The organism is Methylobacterium ajmalii, assembly GCF_016613415.1.
GTDB classification, from domain to species: Bacteria; Pseudomonadota; Alphaproteobacteria; order Rhizobiales; family Beijerinckiaceae; genus Methylobacterium; species Methylobacterium ajmalii.
The window spans coordinates 1-18149 of record NZ_JACWCT010000112.1 but is presented as its reverse complement, the minus strand read 5'-3'; the positions used below and the strand labels follow the sequence as shown (position 1 = coordinate 18149).

Below are 18149 nucleotides of genomic sequence, written 5' to 3'. Positions count from 1 at the left end.
GTCCCGGTGCAGCTCCGCCGCCCCCCCCGCCGCCCGGTGGGCCCGGCGCGGCTCCTCCGCCTCCGCCGCTTCCCGGAGGTCCCGGTGCGGCTCCGCCGCCTCCGCCGCCCGGCGGCCCGGGCGCTCCGCCCCCGGCACCGCGCCGGTTCTGATCCCGGCCGTCCGGGGACGGCCCGCCTGAAGACGACCTGCGCGGCGCGGACGTCCCGCGCAGGTGCTTAATCCCGATGGCATCGCAACTTTTCGCGATCCCGCCGGTTCTCGGCTCCGGATAGGCCCGTCCTTCCTCAGGGAGACATCACGGTGAGCACGGCACAATCCCTCCCTGCCTCTGGGTCCGGCGCGCCCGACCGACAGCCGTCGCGGCGGGCGTTGCGGGGGCTCGACGCGCTCAACTTCACCCTGGCGGACGTGCGCGACGGCCTCGGTCCCTACCTCGCCATCTACCTCATCGCCGTGCGCGGCCCGGACCAGGGCTGGAACGAGGCGACCACCGGCATGATCATGACGATCGCCGGCATCGCCGGCCTGATCGCCCAGACGCCGGCCGGCGCGCTCATCGACCGTTCTCGGCACAAGCGCACCATCGTCATCGCGGCGGCTCTCGCCGTGACCCTGAGCTGCCTGGCGCTGCCCTTCATCTCGAACTTCTACGCGGTGGCCGCCACCCAGTCGCTCGCCGGCATCGCCGGGGCGATCTTCCCGCCGGCGCTCGCCGCCATCACCCTCGGGGTGGTGGGGCCCAAGCTCTTTGCCAAGCGCATCGGCCGCAACGAGGGCTTCAACCACGCCGGCAACGCCGTCTCGGCGGCGCTCGCCGGGGGGCTGGCCTACCTGTTCGGCCCGATCGTGGTGTTCTGGCTGATGGGCGTGCTCGCCGCGCTCTCGATCGGCGCGATGCTGATGGTGCCGGAGGACGCGATCGACAACGACCTCGCCCGCGGCCTCGACAGCGCCGAGGACCAGTCGGGCGGCGAGCAGCCCTCCGGCCTGACCGCGCTCCTCCAGAACAAGTACCTGATGCTGTTCGCGCTTCTGGCCGCGATCTTCCACCTCTCGAACGCCGCGATGCTGACCTCGGTCGGCCAGCTCCTCACCCACCTGTCGGGCAAGGAGAACGCCACCTCGCTGATCGCGATCTGCATCGTGGCGGCGCAGTGCGTGATGGTGCCGGTGGCGATGTTCGTCGGGCACAAGGCCGACGCGATCGGCCGGAAGCCCATCTTCCTCGCCGCCTTCGGGGTGCTGGCGCTGCGCGGCGTGCTCTACACCTTCTCGAACAACCCGTTCTACCTCGTGGCGGTGCAGCTCCTCGACGGCATCGGCGCCGGCGTCTACGGCGCGCTCTTTCCGATCGTGGTGGCTGACCTGACCCGCGGCACCGGGCGGTTCAACGTCAGCCAGGGCGCGGTCGCGACCGCCCAGGGCCTCGGCGCCTCGTTGAGCGCGACCCTCGCCGGGCTCATCATCGTCTCGGCCGGCTACTCGACGGCCTTCCTGACGCTCGCCGGCATCGCGGGCCTGGGCTTCGCCCTCTACCTGCTGGTGATGCCCGAGACCCGGGGCTTCGAGCCGGCCCAGGCCGGCACGCCCTCCGGACCGAACCGTCGGCCCGCCCTTCTGGGGGTCTGAGCCCGGCCATGACGATCCCCCTCGCCTTCGCCCATATCGGCGACCTCCACCTCACCGGGGCGGAAGCCGACAACGCCCGCGACTTCGCCGCCATCGTGGCGCAGCTGAACGAGGTGGAGGGGCTCGACTTCATCTTCGTGCCCGGGGACAACGCCGATAACGGCCGCCCCGAGCAATACGCCCTGGTGCGGGCCGGCCTCGACCGGCTCCGCCTGCCGGCCCACGTCATCACCGGCGACCACGACATGGAGGGCGGCAGCCTCGACGCCTTCCATGACGGGCTCGGGGTACCGCGCCTGCCCTACGCAGTCGACATGCGCGGCGTGCGCTGCCTCTTCCTCGACATGTGCGGGCCGGGCTCCGGCGGGCCGGATTTCCGCCTCGGCCCCGCCCAGGTCGCCTGGCTCGCCGACGAGCTGGAACGAGCCGGCGACACGCCCTGCGCCCTGTTCATGCACAGCTACCCGGCCGACCTGAAGGGCGAGGGCGAAGCCGAGCGCGTCGCCGACCTCGTCCATCGCGGCCCGGTGCGCCTCGTCGAGATGGGGCATACCCACTACAACGAGCTCGCCAATGACGGACGCACCGTCTACGCGGCGACCCGCTCGACCGGGCAGATCGAGGAGGGCCCGGTCGGCTACGCGATCGCGGCGATCGACGGCGGCGTGGTGAGCTGGCGCTTCAAGGAACTGGCGCGCCCCTGGCCTTTCGTGCTCGTCACCGCCCCCGCCGACCGGCGCCTCGCCTGCGACGCCGGCCACGTGGTCGGCGAGAGCGTGACCCTGCGCGCCCTGGTGATGGGACCGGCCGAGACGGTGGAGTACCGCATCGACGACGGGTCGTGGCGGCCGATGGCGCGGGAGGATGGGGCACGCTGCTACGCGGCCACAATCACCTGGCCGGCGGACGCCCGGGTCATCAAGGTCCGGGCGACGGGCGCGGGCGCCACCGACACCGACGCGATCGAGCCGACGAGCGATCCGACCGGCCTGCCCACCTCCCGCGGGATCGGCAGCGACGCGGACGCGCTCGGCGCCTGGGAGGCGCGGGGCCTCCTGGGGACGCAGCTCGGGCCGAACAGGAACGGGCGGCAGTGGTGAGGGAGAACCGCCCGCTTCCCGAGGCGAACCGCAACGGCTGAAACCCTTCCCACACGCGACCTCATCCCGAGGTGCGACCGACGGGAGCCTCGACGGAGGCCCCCAGAGGCCACCGTGATCCCCGGCCCCCTCCGTCGAGGCTCGTTTCGCTCGCACCTCGGGACGAGGTCGCGGGTGGGAGGGCCGCGAACGCAGTTGGTCCCAAGCCGAACACCCTTCAGATCCTCCCGACCGTGACGACAGGACCACTCCCCCGATGGCCGCGCTGACGCTCAGCCCCAACCTCGCGACCTGGGCGATCGCCGCCCTCGCCACCCTCGGCGTGATCGTGCGCCCGTTCTCCTGGCCGGAGGCGATCTGGGCGGTGGCGGGCGCCCTCGCCCTCGTGCTCCTCGGCCTGATGCCGGCCGGCACCGCCTGGGAGGGCGTGCTCAAGGGCACCGACGTCTACCTCTTCCTCGTCGGCATGATGCTGATGTCGGAGGTCGCCCGGAAGGAGGGCCTGTTCGACTGGCTCGCCGGCATCGCGGTGCGCACCGCCAAGGGTTCGGCCACCCGGCTCTTCACCCTGGTCTACCTCGTCGGCACGGTCGTCACGGTCTTCCTGTCGAACGACGCCTGCGCGGTGGTGCTGACGCCCGCGGTCTATGCCGCGACCCGGGCCGCCAAGGTCGAGAACCCGCTGCCCTACCTGTTCATCTGCGCCTTCATCGCCAACGCGGCGTCGTTCGTGCTGCCGATCTCGAACCCGGCCAACCTCGTGGTCTTCGCCGAGCACATGCCGCCGCTGACCCGCTGGCTCGCGCTGTTCGGCCTGCCGTCGCTGCTGGCGATCGGGACGACCTACCTCGTCCTGCGGCTCACCCAGAACGGCACCCTCAAGCAGCAATCGGTCGCCACCGACGTCGAGGCGACGGCGCTGTCGCGCACCGGCATCGTCGCGGGCCTCGGCATCGTGGCGACCGGCGCGGTGCTGATCGGCGCCTCGGCGCTCGGGCGCGACCTCGGCCTGCCGACCTTCGTGGCGGGGCTCGCCACCACCCTCATCGTGCTGGCGCTGCGTCGCGGCAGCGGCGCCGTGGAGGTGGTCAAGGACGTCTCCTGGAGCGTGCTGCCGCTCGTCGCCGGGCTGTTCGTGCTGGTCGAGGCGCTGGAGAAGACCGGCGTGCTGGCGATGATCGCCGACGCCCTGAAACAGGCCGCCACCGCCGCGCCGACAGAGACCGCCTGGGGCGCCGGCGCGCTCATCGCCATCGCCTGCAACTTCGTCAACAACCTGCCGGCGGGCCTGATCGCCGGGGCCGCGGTCCAGGCCGCGCACGTCCCCGAGAAGGTCGCGGGCGCCGTGCTGATCGGCGTCGATCTGGGGCCTAACCTCTCGGTCACCGGCTCGCTCGCCACCATCCTGTGGCTCACCGCCATCCGCCGCGAGGGCCAGGACGTCAGCTTCTGGAGCTTCCTCAAGCTCGGCCTGGTGGTGATGCCGCCGGCCCTCGCGCTGGCGCTCGCAGGTCTTCTTCTCGTCTGACCGCTCCTCCTCGTCTGATCCCCTCCCACAGGAAGGTTTTTCCGGTGTCGATCGCCGCGCTCCTCTATCCCTTCATCCTGGTCGCCGGTGCGCTCCAGGCGCTCGGCAACGCGATGAACGCGCAGCTGCGCGGGCACATGGTCAATCCGTGGCTCGCCGCCACGGTGTCGTTCCTGCCGATCGTGTTCGTCTTCACCACCCTGTTCCTGGTGATGCCGACGCCGCTGCCGACCCTCGAGACCCTGGAGAAGATGCCCTGGTACGCCCCCCTCGGGGGGCTGGCCGGCGCGGTCGCGGTGTTCGGCGGGCTCGCCTTCATCGACAAGGTCGGCGCCGGGCCGTTCAACGGCCTGACCCTGACCGCCAACATCATCACCTCGCTCGCCCTCGACGCCTTCGGGCTGTTCGGGCTCCAGGCCGCCGGCTTCAAGCCGCTGCCCTGGCTCGGCGGGCTCCTGATGGCGGCCGGCGTGGTGTTCATCGCGAAGACCGCGGGCAAGAAGGACGAAGGCGAGGGCCACGGCCTGAGCGGCAAGCTGCTCTACCCGTTCATCCTGGTGGCGGGCGCCCTGATGGCGATCGGCGTGGTATGGAATTCGCAGCTGCGCGGGGCGCTGGTGAACCCCTGGCTCGCCGCCACCGTGTCGTTCGTGCCGGTCGTCTTCGCCTTCGCGCTGATGTTCCTGCTGAAACCCACGCCGCTGCCCAAGCGCGCGGACCTGGCCGGGGTGCGCTGGTGGATGCCGCTCGCCGGCATCACCGGGGCGGTCGCGGTGTTCGCGGGCCTCCTCTTCGTCGACAAGGTCGGGGCCGGCGCGCTCAACGGGCTCCTCATCACCGCGAACCTCCTGACCTCGGTGGCGCTCGACCATTTCGGCTGGCTCGGCATGCGTCAGGTCAAGGCCGGCCCGCCACGGCTGCTCGGCGCCGCTCTGATGGTCGGCGGGATCGTGCTGATCTCGGTGTTCTGACGGGGGAAGCGCCGGACGGGACCCGCCCGTCCGGCAGGTCGCCGCCTATTCCGCCGCCGCCAGCGCCGGCCGCTTGTCCGCCACCCCGTCCAGGGCCGCCGGGCGCGGGCCGCCGGTCGCCCAGTCGAGGAGTTCCACCGTGTGGACGATCGGGATCGCGGTGCCCTTCCCGATCTGCGTGGCGCAGCCGATGTTGCCGGTGGCGATCATGTCGGGGCGCACGCGCTCGATATTGGCGACCTTGCGGGCGCGCAGATGCGCGGCCAGCTCCGGCTGCAGGATGTTGTACGTCCCGGCCGAGCCGCAGCAGATGTGGCCCTCCGGCACGTCCTTCACGGTGAAGCCGGCGCGCGCGAGCAGCGCCTTCGGCTCGGTGCGCAGGCCCTGCCCGTGCTGCATCGAGCAGGCGGAGTGGTAGGCGACGACGAGGTCGGTCTCGACCACCGGCTCGGACAGGCCGAGGCTCGTCACGTACTCGGTCACGTCGCGGGCGATCCCCGCGACCCGGGCCGCCTTCTCGGCATAGGCCGGGTCGTCGCGGAACATGAAGCCGTAATCCTTGATCGTGGTGCCGCAGCCCGAGGCCGTGACCACGATGGCGTCCAGCCCCTCGCCGTCCATCTCGGCGATCCAGGCGTCGATCGTGCGCCGGGCCAGCGCGTGCGAGGAATCCTCCTGGCCCATGTGGTGGGTGAGCGCGCCGCAGCAGCCCTCGCCCTTGGCCTGCACCACCTCGACGCCGTGGCGGTTCAGGAGCCGGATCGCCGCCTCGTTGAAGTCCGGCCGCAGGACGCTCTGGGCGCAGCCGCGCAGGAGCGCCACCCGGCCCCGGCGCGGGCCGGCGGCGGGGAAGCGGCCGGGCCTGTCGTGCGCCGAGCGGGTCGGCAGCGAGGCCGGCGCGAGGTCGAGCATCGCGGCCAGCCGATTGCCAACCTTCGGCATCCTCGCGGCGATGCCCCGGAACGGCCGGCCGAGGGTGGCGCCGAGGAGTGCCAGGCGGAAGCGGTTCGGGTAGGGCAGCACGCGCGCCAGCACCGCGCGCAGGAACCGGTCCTCGGCCGGACGGGAATAGGTCTCTTCGATATGGGCGCGGGCATGGTCGACGAGGTGCATGTAATGCACCCCCGACGGGCAGGTGGTCATGCAGGACAGGCACGACAGGCAGCGGTCGACGTGCTTGACCACCTCGGGGCTCGCCGGCTTGCCGCCCTCCAGCATGTCCTTGATCAGGTAGATGCGCCCGCGCGGCGAATCGAGCTCGTCGCCGAGCAGCAGGTAGGTCGGGCAGGTGGCGGTGCAGAAGCCGCAATGCACGCAGGTGCGCAGGATCTTCTCCGAGGCCGCCATGGCCGGGTCGGCGAGCTGCGCGGGGGTGAAGCTGGTCTGCACGGCGTTTCCTCGGGCGGAGTCTCGGAGGACGTTCGGTGTCTCGGAGGACGTTTCTTGGTGGGCCGTTCCGTCGGGCCCTCGGCTCCCTCGTATCTAGACCATTTTCAAGGTGGCGGGAGCGGCTTTCGTGGCCGCCCCCCGCGCACGGTGCCGCACGAGGCCGCCCGCCTCCCCGTCAGGCGCTGCCGATGGCGACGCCGGCGAGCAGCACCAGCACCCCGCCGAGCACCACCTGGAGCGCGGCGCGCCAGAACGGCGTCTCCATGTAGCGGGTGCGGATCGCCGAGATCGCGCAGAGCTCGACCACCACCACCAGTGCCGCCAGCACGGTGGCGATCGCGAAGGCGTTCGACCAGGAATCCGGCACCAGGTAGGGCAGCGTGTGGCCCAGGCCCCCGACCGTCGTCATCACGCCGCAGACGAGGCCGCGCAGCCAGGGCGAGCCGCGCCCGGTGATGCTGCCGTCGTCCGACAGGGCCTCGGTGAAGCCCATGCTGATGCCCGCGCCGATCGAGGCGGCGAGGCCGACCAGGAAGGTCTGCCAGTTGTTGTGGGTGGCGAAGGCGGCGGCGAAGAGCGGCGCGAGCGTCGAGACCGAACCGTCGATCAGCCCGGCGAGGCCCGGCTGGACGTAGCGCAGCACGAACAGGCGGTGGGCCGCCCGCGCCTCCTCGGAGGCGGCGTCCCCGCTCTCCTGCTCGGCCGACAGGGAGGCGGCCCGGTCGCCGTGGCCGCGCTCGATCTCGGCGAGCCGGGTGAAGAGCTGGCGCACCCCGAGATCGCGGGAGAGCTCCGCCGCCCGCTCGTAGAAGGCCGCGGCCTGCGCCTCCATCCCTTGCGCCTCCCGCCGCATCCGCGCCGCGTCGAGCCCCTGCCACCAGACCGGCCGGCGGCGGGGAAACCCCTTCACGTCCTCGCGCCGCAGGGGCGGCAGGTGCTCGCCGAAGCGCTGGCGATACGCCGCGTAGAGGTCGTCGCGGTGCCCCGCCTCCTCCTCCGCCATCGCCTCGAACACCCCGGCCGAGCCCGGCAGGTCGGCCCGCAGGCCCTCGGCGAAGCTGCGGTAGATGCGGGAATCCTCCTCCTCGCTGGCGATGGCGAGGGCCAGCACCTCGCGTTCGGTAAGATCGGTCAGGGCCTTCACGGGCATGCTCCAGTCTGGAATGGATCCAATCTATAGATTGGATCCATTCCAAACAAGCGCTCGCGTGCATCGCACCATCCGGGGCCGGGCGTCGCACGGACTATGACCCTCGACGGCCGGGCCGGTCTCGGGCATCCTGACACACCGCCGGTCGCTTATCTTCCCCAACGGCATCTTTGACGTCGTGAACGGTATCAGTGAGTTAGTTGGCAGAGGCTCCCCCGCCTACGCGGGGATCGACCGTCTTCCTCTCGTCTTTCTGCGCCCGAAGGAGGGGCTCCCCCGCCTACGCGGGGATCGACCCTCGTGCTACGCGGCATCACCGCTGTAATCTCCGGCTCCCCCGCCTACGCGGGGATCGACCCGACAACCGCATGAGCGTCGGCCAGAAGCTGCGGGCTCCCCCGCCTACGCGGGGATCGCCCTCCGCCCGATCCGGAGGAGATCAGGCCATGCCCGGCTCCCCCGCCACGCGGGGATCGACCCGCGACCTTCACCAGAATCGACACGCAGCTCGTAGCTCCCCCGCTCTCCGCGGGGATCATGTCCACCTTGGAATGCGTGCGTTGCCGCACGCCGCTGCCCGCATCTGCGCCCGCGCGGCGGTTGCCTCGCGGGCCCGAACGGAGCATGACGGCGCCCGGATTCGCGCGGGCTTCCTTGTCGTCCCGCGGGTGCGGGGCGGCGCGGGGTCTTCTTGCCGCGCACCGAAGAGCCCGTCCTCCCGAACGAAGTGCTGCCGATGAGCGTCGTCACCCGCATCGCCCGCAGCCGGGCCGCCCAGGAAAGCCTCGGGTTCCTCGGCGCGAGCTACCTGAAGCTGGTGCAGGGCACGAACCGCTTCAGCCTCGATCCGCCCGGAGCCTACGACTGGCTCACGCCGCTGCGGCCCTTCATCATCGCGATGTGGCACGGCCAGCACCTGATGGTGCCGTTCGTGCGCCGGCCGCAGGACCGGGCCGCCACCATGGTGTCGCGCTCGGTCGACGGCGGGGTGAACACCGCGGTCCTGGAGCGGATGGGCGTGCGGGTGATCCGCGGCTCGGGCGCGCGGCGCGCGCGCGACATCTGGGCCAAGGGCGGGGTCCAGGCCCTGCGCGGCTGCCTCAAGGCCCTGGAGGACGGCGAGTCGGTGGCGTTCAGCGCCGACGTGCCGAAGGTGTCGCGGCGCTGCGGCGAGGGCATCGTGATGCTGGCGCGGATGTCCGGCCGCCCGGTGGTGCCCACCGCCGTCGTGACGAGCCGCTACCTGCAATTCGACAGCTGGGACCGGGCGAGCCTCGGCCTGCCCTTCGGCCGCGGCGTGATGGCCTTCGGCGAGCCGATCAGCGTGCCGCGAGACCTCGACGCGGCGGGGATCGAGGCGGCGCGCCTGCGCATCGAGACCGACCTCAACGCAGTCCATGCCCGGGCCTTCGCGCAGGTCGGCCGGATCGATCCGGTCCATACCCGCAAGGGCCATACCTGCAAGGGGGCCTCGGCCCGATGAGGCGCGAGGAGACCCGGCCCCGCGAGCAGCGACCCGGCGACCTGCCGGCCCTGCTGCGCGCCTACCATTATGGGCTGATCGCCGGCGAACCGGCGCTCGCGGGGCTGCTCGCCTGGCGGCGCCGGCGCGGCAAGGAGGACCCGGTGCGCCTGCCCGAGCGCACCGGCCGCCCCGGCAGGCCGCGGCCGGCGGGCCCGCTGGTCTGGGCCCACGGCGCCAGCATCGGCGAGGCCCTGTCGCTCCTCGGCCTCGTCGAGCGGCTGACCCGGCGCGGCTTCACGGTTCTCGTCACCTCCGGCACCCGCACCTCGGCCGAACTGCTGGCGCGGCGGCTGCCGCCGGGGGCGCTGCACCAGTTCGTGCCCCTCGACGCGCCGCGCTACGTTGCCCGCTTCCTCGACCATTGGCAGCCGGACCTCGCCCTCGTCGCCGAATCGGAACTGTGGCCCAACACCATCCTGGCGCTGCACGCCCGCGGGGTGCCGCTGATCCTGGTGAACGGGCGGATGTCCGAGCGCTCGGCCCGCGGCTGGGGGCGCACCCCGGCGGTCGCCCGCGCGCTGCTGTCGCGGGTCGCGCTCTGCCTCGCCCAGAGCCGGGAGGAGGCGGAGCGCTTCGCCCGCCTCGGCGCGCCCCGGGTCGAGACCGGCGGCAACCTGAAATTCGATGCGGGCCCGCCCCCGGCGGAGCCCGAGGCGCTGCGCCAGCTCCAGGGCGTGACGCAGGGCCGTCCGGTCTGGCTCGCCGCCTCGACCCACCCGGGCGAGGAGGCCGCCGCCGCCGCGGTCCACCGGGCGCTGGCGCGGACGCATCCGGGCCTCCTCACCATCGTGGTGCCGCGCCATCCGGACCGGGGGGCGGAGGTGGCGGCCCAGGCCGCCGCCGCGGGGCTGCGGGTCGGGCGCCGCGCCACCGGCGGGCAGCCGCACGACAAGGTCGATCTCTACGTCGCCGACACGGTCGGCGAGCTCGGCCTGTTCTACCGCCTGTGCCCGCTCGTCTTCGTCGGCGGCTCGCTCGCCCGGCACGGCGGCCAGAACCCGATCGAGCCGGCCCGCCTCGGCGCGGCGATCCTGAACGGGCCGCATGTGCGCAACTTCGCCCAGGTCTACGGCGCCCTCGAGCGTGCCGGCGGCGCCCGGACGGTCCGGGACGGGCAGGAACTGACGGCGGCGGTCGACGGGCTGCTCGGCGATCCGGACGGCCGCCGGGCGATGGCCCGGGCCGGCGCGGCGGCGATCGAGGCGGCCGGCGGCGCCACCGACCGGGCGATGGCGGCGCTCGAGCCCTTCATCTGCCAGCTGATCATCGCCGGGCGGTTCGCCTCGTGAGTCAGGCGCCGGGCTTCTGGTGGCACGAGACGCCGGGCCCGGCGGCCCGGCTGCTGGCGCCGATCGGTCACGTCTACGGGGCGCTCTGCGCCAGCCGGATGGCGCGGGCGGGCACCCGGGTGCCCGCCCCCGTGGTCTGCGTCGGCAACTTCTCCCTCGGTGGCACCGGCAAGACGCCGACGGCGCTGGCGGTGGCGGTCCTGCTGCGCGACCTCGGCCGGCGCCCGGCCTTCCTGAGCCGAGGTTACGGCGGCAGCCTGACCGGTCCCGTGCGGGTCGATCCCGCCCGGCACGGCGCGGCGCAGGTCGGCGACGAGCCGCTGCTGCTGGCCCGCGCCGGCCCGGCTTTCGTCGCCCGCGACCGGGTGGCGGGCGCGCAGACCTGCCTGGCGGATGGCGCCGACGTGGTGGTGATGGATGACGGGCTGCAGAACCCGGGCCTCGCCAAGGATCTGTCCATCGCGGTGTTCGACGGCGCCGTGGGGCTCGGCAACGGCCGGGTCTTCCCGGCGGGTCCGCTGCGGGCGCCGGCCGCCGCGCAATGGCCCCGCATCCACGCCGCCCTGGTGATCGGCGAGGGGGCACCGGGTGCGCGGATCCTGGCCGAGGCGCGGGCACGCGGGCTGCCGGCGCTTCGCGGCCGGCTGGTGCCCGATCCGGCGGCCGCCGCGGCGCTGGCGGGACGCCCGGTCCTGGCCTTCGCGGGGATCGGGCGGCCGCAAAAGTTCTTCGCGAGCCTGCGCGAGATCGGGGCGGAGATACGCGAGACCCGGGCCTTCCCGGACCACCACGCCTTCACGGCCGCGGAGGTCGCGGGCCTCGTCGCGGACGCGGCGCGGGCAAACCTTCTCCTGGTGACGACCGAGAAGGACCGGGTGCGCCTGCCGGACGACCTGCCGGTGGCGACGCTGCCGGTGGTGCTGGCCCTCGACGAGCCGGAGGCGCTCGCCGCGCTGCTGCGGCGGCTCCGACCGCTACCCGGCCCGTGAGTCCTGGCGCAGGCGCACCATCACGGCGTCGGGATCGGCGTAAGCCTCCTGGCGCGCCACGCTCCAGTAGCGCAGGACATCGAGCGGGATCTCGACGCCGGTCACGCCGCAGCGCACGAAACGGCCGGGCTTCACCACCCGCAGGTTGCTGTCGCCGTACTCGACGACGGCCTCGCCGGACCCGTTGCGCTCGAACCGTCCCAGCATCGCCCCGGATCCCTCGCCTCTTGGAAAGACGACGGGTTTAAGACCACCGCACCGGCTTGTCGACGGGCTCGACGGCGGGCGCCGGTCCGGCCATGATCGGGTCTCGCCGTCACGCAGCCGGAGCCGGGATGGACCCGATCGACACCCTGTTTTCCGCCGCCCGCGCGGTCCAGGGCCGCGCCCACGCCCCCTATTCGCGCTTCCGCGTCGGCTCCGCCGTCCTGGACGAGGCCGGGGCGGTGCATGCCGGCTGCAACGTCGAGAACGCCGCCTACCCGGTCGGCACCTGCGCGGAAGCCGGGGCGATCGCCGCGATGGTGGCGGCCGGCGGCCGGCGCATCGCCGCGATCCTGGTGCTCGGCGACGGCGCGGCGCTGGTCACCCCCTGCGGCGCCTGCCGCCAGCGCATCCGCGAATTCGCCGGCCCCGACACGCCGATCCACGTCGCCGGGCCGGAGGGGCTGCGCCGGACCTTCACCCTCGACGAGCTGCTGCCCGCCTCGTTCGGGCCGGACAACCTCGCGTGAGCGAGAGCGATCCCCGCATCGCCGCGGCGGCCGCTTATGTGCGGGCCCGCCTCGGAGACGAGCCCTTCGCCCTCGCCCTCGTGGCCGGCACCGGGCTCGGGCCCCTGGCCGGGCGGCTCACCGAGGCGGTCGCCCTGCCCTACGGCGAGATCCCGCACTTTCCCGCCTCCGGCGTCTCGGGCCATGCCGGGCGGCTGGTGGCCGGGCGCCTCTCGGGGCGCCGGGTGCTGCTGTTCCAGGGCCGCGCCCACGCCTACGAGCACGGCGACGCCGCCGCGATGCGGGTGCCGGTCGGGCTGGTGGCGGCGCTCGGCGCCCCGCCGCTGCTCCTCACCAACGCCGCCGGCTCGCTCCTACCCGAGGCCGGGCCCGGCCGCCTCGCCCTCGTCACCGACCACGTCAACCTGTCGGGCATGAACCCGCTCTACGGCGAGGCGTCCGACGCCCGCTTCGTGCCGATGGTGGACGCCTACGATCCGGCCCTGCGCGCGGCGCTGAAGCGAGCGGCGCGGGCTTGCGGCGTGCCGTTGGCGGAGGGCGTCTACGCCTGGTTCTCGGGCCCGAGCTTCGAGACGCCGGCGGAGATCCGCATGGCTAAGGCGCTCGGCGCCGACCTCGTCGGCATGTCGACGGTGCCGGAGGTGATCCTCGCCCGGTTCTTCGGCCTCAGGGTCGCGGCCCTGTCGCTGGTGACGAACTACGCCGCCGGGTTCGAGGCCGGGACCGGAATCGGCGCGCCCCACCACGCCGAGACCAAGCGCGTCGCCGAAGAGGCCGCCGACGATGTCGGGCGCCTCGTCGCGGCGCTCCTCTCCGGCGACCTCTGACGCTCTCTTCCGGGATCCTATCCATGACGCTGCTGCCGCAGGAACTGATCCGCCTCAAGCGCGACGGGCAGGCGCTCCCGGACGACGCCCTCGAGGCCTTCATCGCCGGGCTGACCGACGGGCGGGTGACCGAGGGCCAGGCGGCGGCCTTCGCCATGGCGGTCTTCTTCCGCGGCCTGTCGCTGCCCGAGCGCGTCGCGCTCACCCGGGCGATGACCCGCTCCGGCACCGTCCTCGACTGGGACCTGCCGGGCCCGGTCCTCGACAAGCACTCGACCGGCGGCGTCGGCGACACGGTGAGCCTGCCGCTCGCCGCGATGGTCGCGGCCTGCGGCGGCTACGTGCCGATGATCTCGGGCCGCGGCCTCGGCCATACCGGCGGCACCCTCGACAAGCTCGACAGCATCCCGGGCTACACCACGGCGCCCGACATCGACCTGTTCCGGCACGTCACCCGGGAGGTCGGCTGCGCGGTGATCGGCCAGACCCCGGACCTCGCCCCCGCCGACCGGCGGCTCTACGCCATCCGGGACGTCACCGGCACGGTCGAATCCCTCGACCTGATCACCGCCTCGATCCTGTCGAAGAAGCTCGCGGCCGGCTTGCAGGGCCTCGTCATGGACGTGAAGGCGGGTTCCGGCGCCTTCATGGCCCGCACCGAGGAGGCACGGGGCCTCGCCGAGAGCCTGGTGACGGTGGCCAACGGCGCCGGCCTGCCGACCCGGGCGCTCCTCACCGACATGGACCAGCCCCTGGCCTCGGCCGCCGGGAACGCCGTCGAAGTCGCGTATGCCCTCGACTACCTGGCCGGCCGCCGGCGCGAGCCGCGCTTCCACGCCGTGACGGTGGCGCTCGGCGCCGAGATGCTGGTCCTCGGGGGCTTGAGCCCCGACCTCGCCGACGCGACCGCCCGGCTGGAGGACAGCCTGGCCTCGGGCCGCGCGGCGGAGGTGTTTTCCGGGATGGTGACGGCGCTCGGCGGACCCGCCGACCTGATCGCGGCGCCGGAGCGCCACCTGCCCCGCGCCGCTTTGGTGCGGGCGATTCCCGCGCCGCGGGCGGGCCGCGTCCAGGCCATCGCCACCCGGGACATCGGCGTCGCGGTGATCGGCCTCGGCGGCGGCCGGACCCGGCCGCAGGACCCGATCGACCACGGGGTCGGCCTCACCGACCTGGCGGCTCTGGGAGACGAGGTCGGGCCGGAGCGGCCGCTCGCGATCGTGCATGCGCGGAGCGAAGCGGAGGCGGATCGCGCCGAGGCGGCGGTCGTCGCGGCTTATCGGATCGGCGGGGATGCCCCGCCCGCCAGGGAGGTGATCCTGGAGCGGGTCGGCTGACCCGTCCCTACGCCAGGCGCCCAGCCCACGGGGCGGGTGATGACAACACGGCGTGCCTGCCTCCTCCGCCGTCCGGAAGAGGGTCATGCGCTTTCATCGCGAAACCTTACGCCGGACGCCCCGAGGTGGGGCGAGCCGGCCCTCCGCCGGCCCCTTCTCAGGCCCGGGCGCGGCCGAGCCCGATCGCGTCCATGCTGGCCTGGTCGCGGGCATTCTCGGCGACGCGCTCGCCCGAGCGCTCGCGGTCGTCGAGGATCTCGACCTTCTTCAGCTCCTCGAACGCCTCGGCGAGGGCCGCCTTGGCCTCGGCGAGCTGCACGTCGAGATCCTGGGCGGAGCGGCGGATGTTGTCGCGGCGCTGGGCGGCGGCGCGGGCATAGGTCGGGTAGGCGAAATGGGCGGGGTCGGAGATCCCGGCCCGCTGCTCCTCCTGGCCGATCTCACGGTCGAGGTCGGCGGCCATGCGGGCGAAATCGGCGATCATCGCCTCGATTTGCGCGACCTTGCGGCGCTTCTCGTCGGCCTGGAAGCGGCGCAGCCGGATGAGCGTGTCCCGCGATTTCATTGTTACTCCACTCCCGCCAGCGGCATGCGGCCGAGCCTCGCCCGTCGCGCGCCTTCACGAGGCCGCAGGGCGGGCGGCCCGGCCCACCCTCACGGCCCGCCGACGATCGCGGCGAGGCGCTCATAACCCTCGCGGATGGAGGTTGCTTCTTCCTTACCCTGCCCCAGAAAAGCCTCCAGATCGGGCATCAGGCCGATGGCCTCGTCGACCTCCTGCGAGCTGCCGGGGCGGTAGGCGCCGAGCCGGATCAGCTCCTCCATGTCGGCATAGGTCGAGAGCACCCGGCGGGCGCGGCGGACTACCTCGAGGTAGTCCGGGTCGCACGAGCGCGGCATGGTGCGGGAGACCGAGCGCAGCACGTTGATTGCCGGGTAGCGGCCGCGCTCGGCGATGGCGCGCTCCATCACGATGTGCCCGTCGAGGATGCCCCGCACCGCGTCGGCCACCGGCTCGTTGTGGTCGTCGCCCTCGACCAGCACGGTGAACAGGCCGGTGATCGCGCCGTCCCCGGTGCCGGGCCCGGCCCGCTCGAGGAGGCGCGGCAGCTCGGAGAACACGGTCGGCGTGTAGCCCTTGGCGGTCGGCGGCTCGCCGGCGGCGAGCCCGATGTCGCGTTGGGCCATGGCGAAGCGGGTGATCGAATCGACCATGCACAGCACCTGCGCGCCATGGTCGCGGAAGTGCTCGGCGAGGGCGAAGGTGACGTAGGCGGCGTTGCGGCGCATCAGCGCCGGCTCGTCGGAGGTCGCCACCACCACGACCGAGCGGGCGAGGCCCTCCTCCCCGAGGTCGTCCTGGAGGAATTCCTGCACCTCGCGGCCGCGCTCGCCGACGAGGCCGATCACCGCGACGTCGGCGGCGGTGTAGCGCGCCAGCATCGAGAGCAGCACCGACTTGCCGACGCCGGAGCCGGCGAAGATGCCCATGCGCTGGCCCGCGCACATCGTCAGGAAGGTGTTGAGGCAGCGCACCCCGAGATCGAGGGGCGGGCCGACGCGGCGGCGGGCATGGGCGGGGGGCGGATCGGCCCGGAGGCCGTAGGGCAGCGGGCCGGGCGGCAGCGGGCCCTTGCCGTCGATCGGGCGGCCGAGCGCGTCGATCACGCGGCCGAGCCAGGCCCGGCTCGGCCGGATCGCGCCCGCCCCCTCCCCCCGAACCCGGGCCGGGCAGCCGCGGCGCACCCCCTGGAGCGAGCCGAACGGCATCGCGAGCGCGTGGGGGCCGGAGAAGCCGATGATCTCGCACGGGACGGCGGTGCCGGCGGCCTCGTCCACCACCACGTCGAGCCGGCCGCCGAGCCGCATCGCCGCGACCGGGCCGGCGACCTCGACGAGCAGGCCCCGCACCGCGACGACCCGGCCGAACGTCTCGACCTCGTCGATGCCGGCCAGCGCGGCGCGGGCGACATCGAGGCGCCCCGGGCCGGTCACGGCAGCATCCTGTTGATACGAAGCGGTTTCCCGATCCCTGCCGCTGCCATTGCCGGATTCCATCAACGATCCATTTACCCCTCTCCTTAACACTGAGGCAGATGGGATCCACGGCGGGCTCCCGGAGGTTCTCCGGGGGCGTGGCGCGGACGCAACATCACGGGCGGGCGTCAATGGCGGGAGCCATTTAGCCGGCCCGGCGAGGCGGGATGCGGGTATGGTGTCGCGATTCGGCCGGAACGGAACGCAAACCCGCAAGGGCCCTGCCCGTCACGCGGTTTCATAACTGCTTGCGGGACGTGAACAGGGTTTGTTAACCGTTAAGGCATAGCGTCGCGGTTCGGAAGACAACGGGCGTCCCCCACGGGCCGGTGGGAGACGGGCGGCGGGGGCTTGCCTTAACCCTTGAGGGCCAGGGCTTGGGGACCTGAGATGCGGGTACTTCTGATCGAGGACGACAGCGCGACAGCGCAGAGCATCGAGTTGATGCTCAAGTCCGAAAACTTCAACACGTATACGACCGACCTCGGCGAGGAAGGTGTCGATCTCGGGAAGCTGTACGACTACGACATCATCCTGCTCGACCTGAACCTGCCCGACATGTCGGGCTACGAGGTTCTGCGCTCCCTCCGGGTGGCGAAGGTCAAGACCCCGATCCTGATCCTCTCCGGCATGGCCGGGATCGAGGACAAGGTGAAGGGCCTCGGGTTCGGTGCCGATGATTACCTCACCAAACCTTTCCACAAAGATGAACTGGTCGCGAGAATCCACGCGATCGTGCGCCGGTCGAAGGGCCACGCGCAGTCGGTGATCACCACCGGCGACCTGATCGTGAACCTCGACCAGAAGACCGTCGAGGTATCGGGCGCCCGAGTGCATCTCACCGGCAAGGAGTACCAGATGCTGGAGCTCCTCAGCCTGCGCAAGGGCACCACGCTGACCAAGGAGATGTTCCTCAACCATCTCTACGGCGGCATGGACGAGCCGGAGCTGAAGATCATCGACGTGTTCATCTGCAAGCTCCGCAAGAAGCTCGCGAATGCCAGCCAGGGCAAGAACTACATCGAGACGGTCTGGGGCCGCGGCTACGTGCTGCGCGAGCCGACCGAGGAAGAGAACCGCATCGCGGTCTGACCGTCCGATCCCCCCTGGGGGACGGAACGGACCAAAGAACCCCGCTCCGGCGGGGTTTTTTTGTGCCTGGAGACAATCGGGACATCGACGGGGCGGGGCCGTGTACGACCGGCCGCGCGCCCGTCCAGCCCGCGCCTGGCAGGACGGAGCCGGCATCTCGGGAGCGGCGAGCCGAGCCTCCGGCCGGTCGGCGGCGACAGTAAGAGGCCCTCGTGCCGCAGGGCGGACGGCGGCGGCTCCAGGATCGCAGCACGACAGCGGCCGACGCCGGGAACCCGACCGATTGGCGGGAGCGGACGAGGAAGACGCGAGACCCTGAGCGGGAGGATCGTGGGGCAGGACGATCTTTCCTGTCCCGCCTTGCGCCAAGCTGTGCCGGGCTCCGGCCGCGCCGTCCGGAGGGGATCGCCGGCCGGCTCGTCATGGCCGCGGCGAGACGCGAGGACCGGTGGACCGATCCTCGCGGGCTCGCGGTCCCGGGCCGCGGGGCCGATCCGTCAGCGCGAGGCCCAGCGCAGGCCGGCGAGCGCGGCGGCCGCGCTCGGAGCG

16 protein-coding genes are annotated in these 18149 nt (G+C 72.9%); 11 read left to right on the top strand and 5 right to left on the bottom strand.

The window, feature by feature from the left end; all coding sequences use genetic code 11:
- Window positions 1–303: 303 nt before the first annotated feature.
- From HPY23_RS21195 to HPY23_RS21180, 4 genes are all read left to right on the top strand, one after another.
- On the top strand, window positions 304–1632 hold the full coding sequence (locus HPY23_RS21195; protein WP_060848854.1) for an MFS transporter: 1329 nt from the start codon (window positions 304–306) through the stop codon (window positions 1630–1632).
- An 8-nt stretch (window positions 1633–1640) separates the two neighbouring features.
- Window positions 1641–2732 carry a metallophosphoesterase family protein gene (locus tag HPY23_RS21190; RefSeq protein WP_091887528.1) on the top strand — a complete coding sequence of 364 codons (1092 nt, stop codon included), beginning with the start codon at window positions 1641–1643 and terminating at the stop codon, window positions 2730–2732.
- 256 nt (window positions 2733–2988) lie between these two features.
- Entirely contained in the window at window positions 2989–4260 is a 1272-nt protein-coding gene (locus HPY23_RS21185) for an arsenic transporter (protein ID WP_091887530.1), read from the top strand.
- Between the two features lie 44 nt (window positions 4261–4304).
- Complete coding sequence (locus HPY23_RS21180; RefSeq protein WP_244533378.1) at window positions 4305–5231, top strand: DMT family transporter; 927 nt, start codon at window positions 4305–4307, stop codon at window positions 5229–5231.
- 45 nt (window positions 5232–5276) lie between these two features.
- On the opposite strand, the gene glcF is transcribed toward HPY23_RS21180, so the two are convergent.
- Window positions 5277–6620 (bottom strand): glycolate oxidase subunit GlcF, encoded by a 1344-nt coding sequence (gene glcF, locus HPY23_RS21175; RefSeq protein WP_091887532.1) that lies wholly within the window; start codon window positions 6618–6620, stop codon window positions 5277–5279.
- Between the two features lie 175 nt (window positions 6621–6795).
- The gene (gene mbfA / locus HPY23_RS21170) at window positions 6796–7764 is read right to left on the bottom strand and encodes an iron exporter MbfA (RefSeq protein ID WP_091887625.1); all 969 of its coding nucleotides are present in this window, start codon (window positions 7762–7764) and stop codon (window positions 6796–6798) included.
- A 742-nt stretch (window positions 7765–8506) separates the two neighbouring features.
- Between mbfA and HPY23_RS21165 the strand changes: the two genes are divergently transcribed.
- From HPY23_RS21165 to lpxK, 3 genes are read left to right on the top strand one after another with little or no spacing between them, the layout of a single operon-like run.
- On the top strand, window positions 8507–9253 hold the full coding sequence (locus HPY23_RS21165; protein ID WP_091887534.1) for a lysophospholipid acyltransferase family protein: 747 nt from the start codon (window positions 8507–8509) through the stop codon (window positions 9251–9253).
- Window positions 9250–10584, top strand: a complete 1335-nt coding sequence (locus HPY23_RS21160) for a 3-deoxy-D-manno-octulosonic acid transferase (RefSeq protein WP_091887536.1) — start codon at window positions 9250–9252, stop codon at window positions 10582–10584. Before HPY23_RS21165 ends, HPY23_RS21160 begins: the two co-directional genes overlap by 4 nt.
- Window positions 10581–11573, top strand: a complete 993-nt coding sequence (gene lpxK, locus HPY23_RS21155) for a tetraacyldisaccharide 4'-kinase (RefSeq protein WP_091887538.1) — start codon at window positions 10581–10583, stop codon at window positions 11571–11573. The genes HPY23_RS21160 and lpxK overlap by 4 nt, the downstream gene beginning before the upstream one ends.
- Here lpxK and HPY23_RS21150 read toward each other — a convergent pair.
- Window positions 11559–11780, bottom strand: coding sequence for a DUF2093 domain-containing protein (locus tag HPY23_RS21150; RefSeq protein WP_091887540.1), 222 nt, complete (start codon window positions 11778–11780; stop codon window positions 11559–11561). The genes lpxK and HPY23_RS21150 overlap by 15 nt on opposite strands.
- Window positions 11781–11908: 128 nt before the next feature.
- Between HPY23_RS21150 and HPY23_RS21145 the strand changes: the two genes are divergently transcribed.
- The 3 genes from HPY23_RS21145 to deoA are packed head-to-tail and all read left to right on the top strand — an operon-like array spanning window position 11909 to window position 14471.
- Entirely contained in the window at window positions 11909–12307 is a 399-nt protein-coding gene (locus HPY23_RS21145) for a cytidine deaminase (protein WP_091887543.1), read from the top strand.
- A complete protein-coding gene (locus HPY23_RS21140; RefSeq protein ID WP_091887545.1) occupies window positions 12304–13134 on the top strand; it encodes a purine-nucleoside phosphorylase in 831 nt (276 codons plus the stop codon). The genes HPY23_RS21145 and HPY23_RS21140 overlap by 4 nt, the downstream gene beginning before the upstream one ends.
- Before the next feature lie 23 nt (window positions 13135–13157).
- The gene (deoA, locus tag HPY23_RS21135) at window positions 13158–14471 is read left to right on the top strand and encodes a thymidine phosphorylase (RefSeq protein WP_091887547.1); all 1314 of its coding nucleotides are present in this window, start codon (window positions 13158–13160) and stop codon (window positions 14469–14471) included.
- 157 nt (window positions 14472–14628) lie between these two features.
- On the opposite strand, the gene fliJ is transcribed toward deoA, so the two are convergent.
- Together fliJ and fliI are read right to left on the bottom strand one after the other, a co-directional pair.
- Entirely contained in the window at window positions 14629–15036 is a 408-nt protein-coding gene (gene fliJ, locus HPY23_RS21130) for a flagellar export protein FliJ (protein ID WP_060848864.1), read from the bottom strand.
- 89 nt (window positions 15037–15125) lie between these two features.
- The gene (gene fliI, locus HPY23_RS21125; protein WP_244537599.1) at window positions 15126–16466 is read right to left on the bottom strand and encodes a flagellar protein export ATPase FliI; all 1341 of its coding nucleotides are present in this window, start codon (window positions 16464–16466) and stop codon (window positions 15126–15128) included.
- Window positions 16467–16898: 432 nt separating this feature from the next.
- On the opposite strand from fliI, the gene ctrA reads away from it, so the two are divergent.
- Complete coding sequence (gene ctrA, locus HPY23_RS21120; protein WP_060848866.1) at window positions 16899–17600, top strand: response regulator transcription factor CtrA; 702 nt, start codon at window positions 16899–16901, stop codon at window positions 17598–17600.
- The last annotated feature ends 549 nt before the right edge of the window (window positions 17601–18149 follow it).

Coding starts and splice junctions, on each gene's coding strand:
- HPY23_RS21150 (WP_091887540.1), bottom strand. CDS start 11,780: ATGCTGGGACGGTTCGAGCGCAACGGGTCCGGCGAGGCCGTCGTCGAG.
- HPY23_RS21185 (WP_091887530.1), top strand. CDS start 2,989: ATGGCCGCGCTGACGCTCAGCCCCAACCTCGCGACCTGGGCGATCGCC.
- HPY23_RS21145 (WP_091887543.1), top strand. CDS start 11,909: ATGGACCCGATCGACACCCTGTTTTCCGCCGCCCGCGCGGTCCAGGGC.
- deoA (WP_091887547.1), top strand. CDS start 13,158: ATGACGCTGCTGCCGCAGGAACTGATCCGCCTCAAGCGCGACGGGCAG.
- ctrA (WP_060848866.1), top strand. CDS start 16,899: ATGCGGGTACTTCTGATCGAGGACGACAGCGCGACAGCGCAGAGCATC.
- HPY23_RS21165 (WP_091887534.1), top strand. CDS start 8,507: ATGAGCGTCGTCACCCGCATCGCCCGCAGCCGGGCCGCCCAGGAAAGC.
- HPY23_RS21190 (WP_091887528.1), top strand. CDS start 1,641: ATGACGATCCCCCTCGCCTTCGCCCATATCGGCGACCTCCACCTCACC.
- HPY23_RS21160 (WP_091887536.1), top strand. CDS start 9,250: ATGAGGCGCGAGGAGACCCGGCCCCGCGAGCAGCGACCCGGCGACCTG.
- fliJ (WP_060848864.1), bottom strand. CDS start 15,036: ATGAAATCGCGGGACACGCTCATCCGGCTGCGCCGCTTCCAGGCCGAC.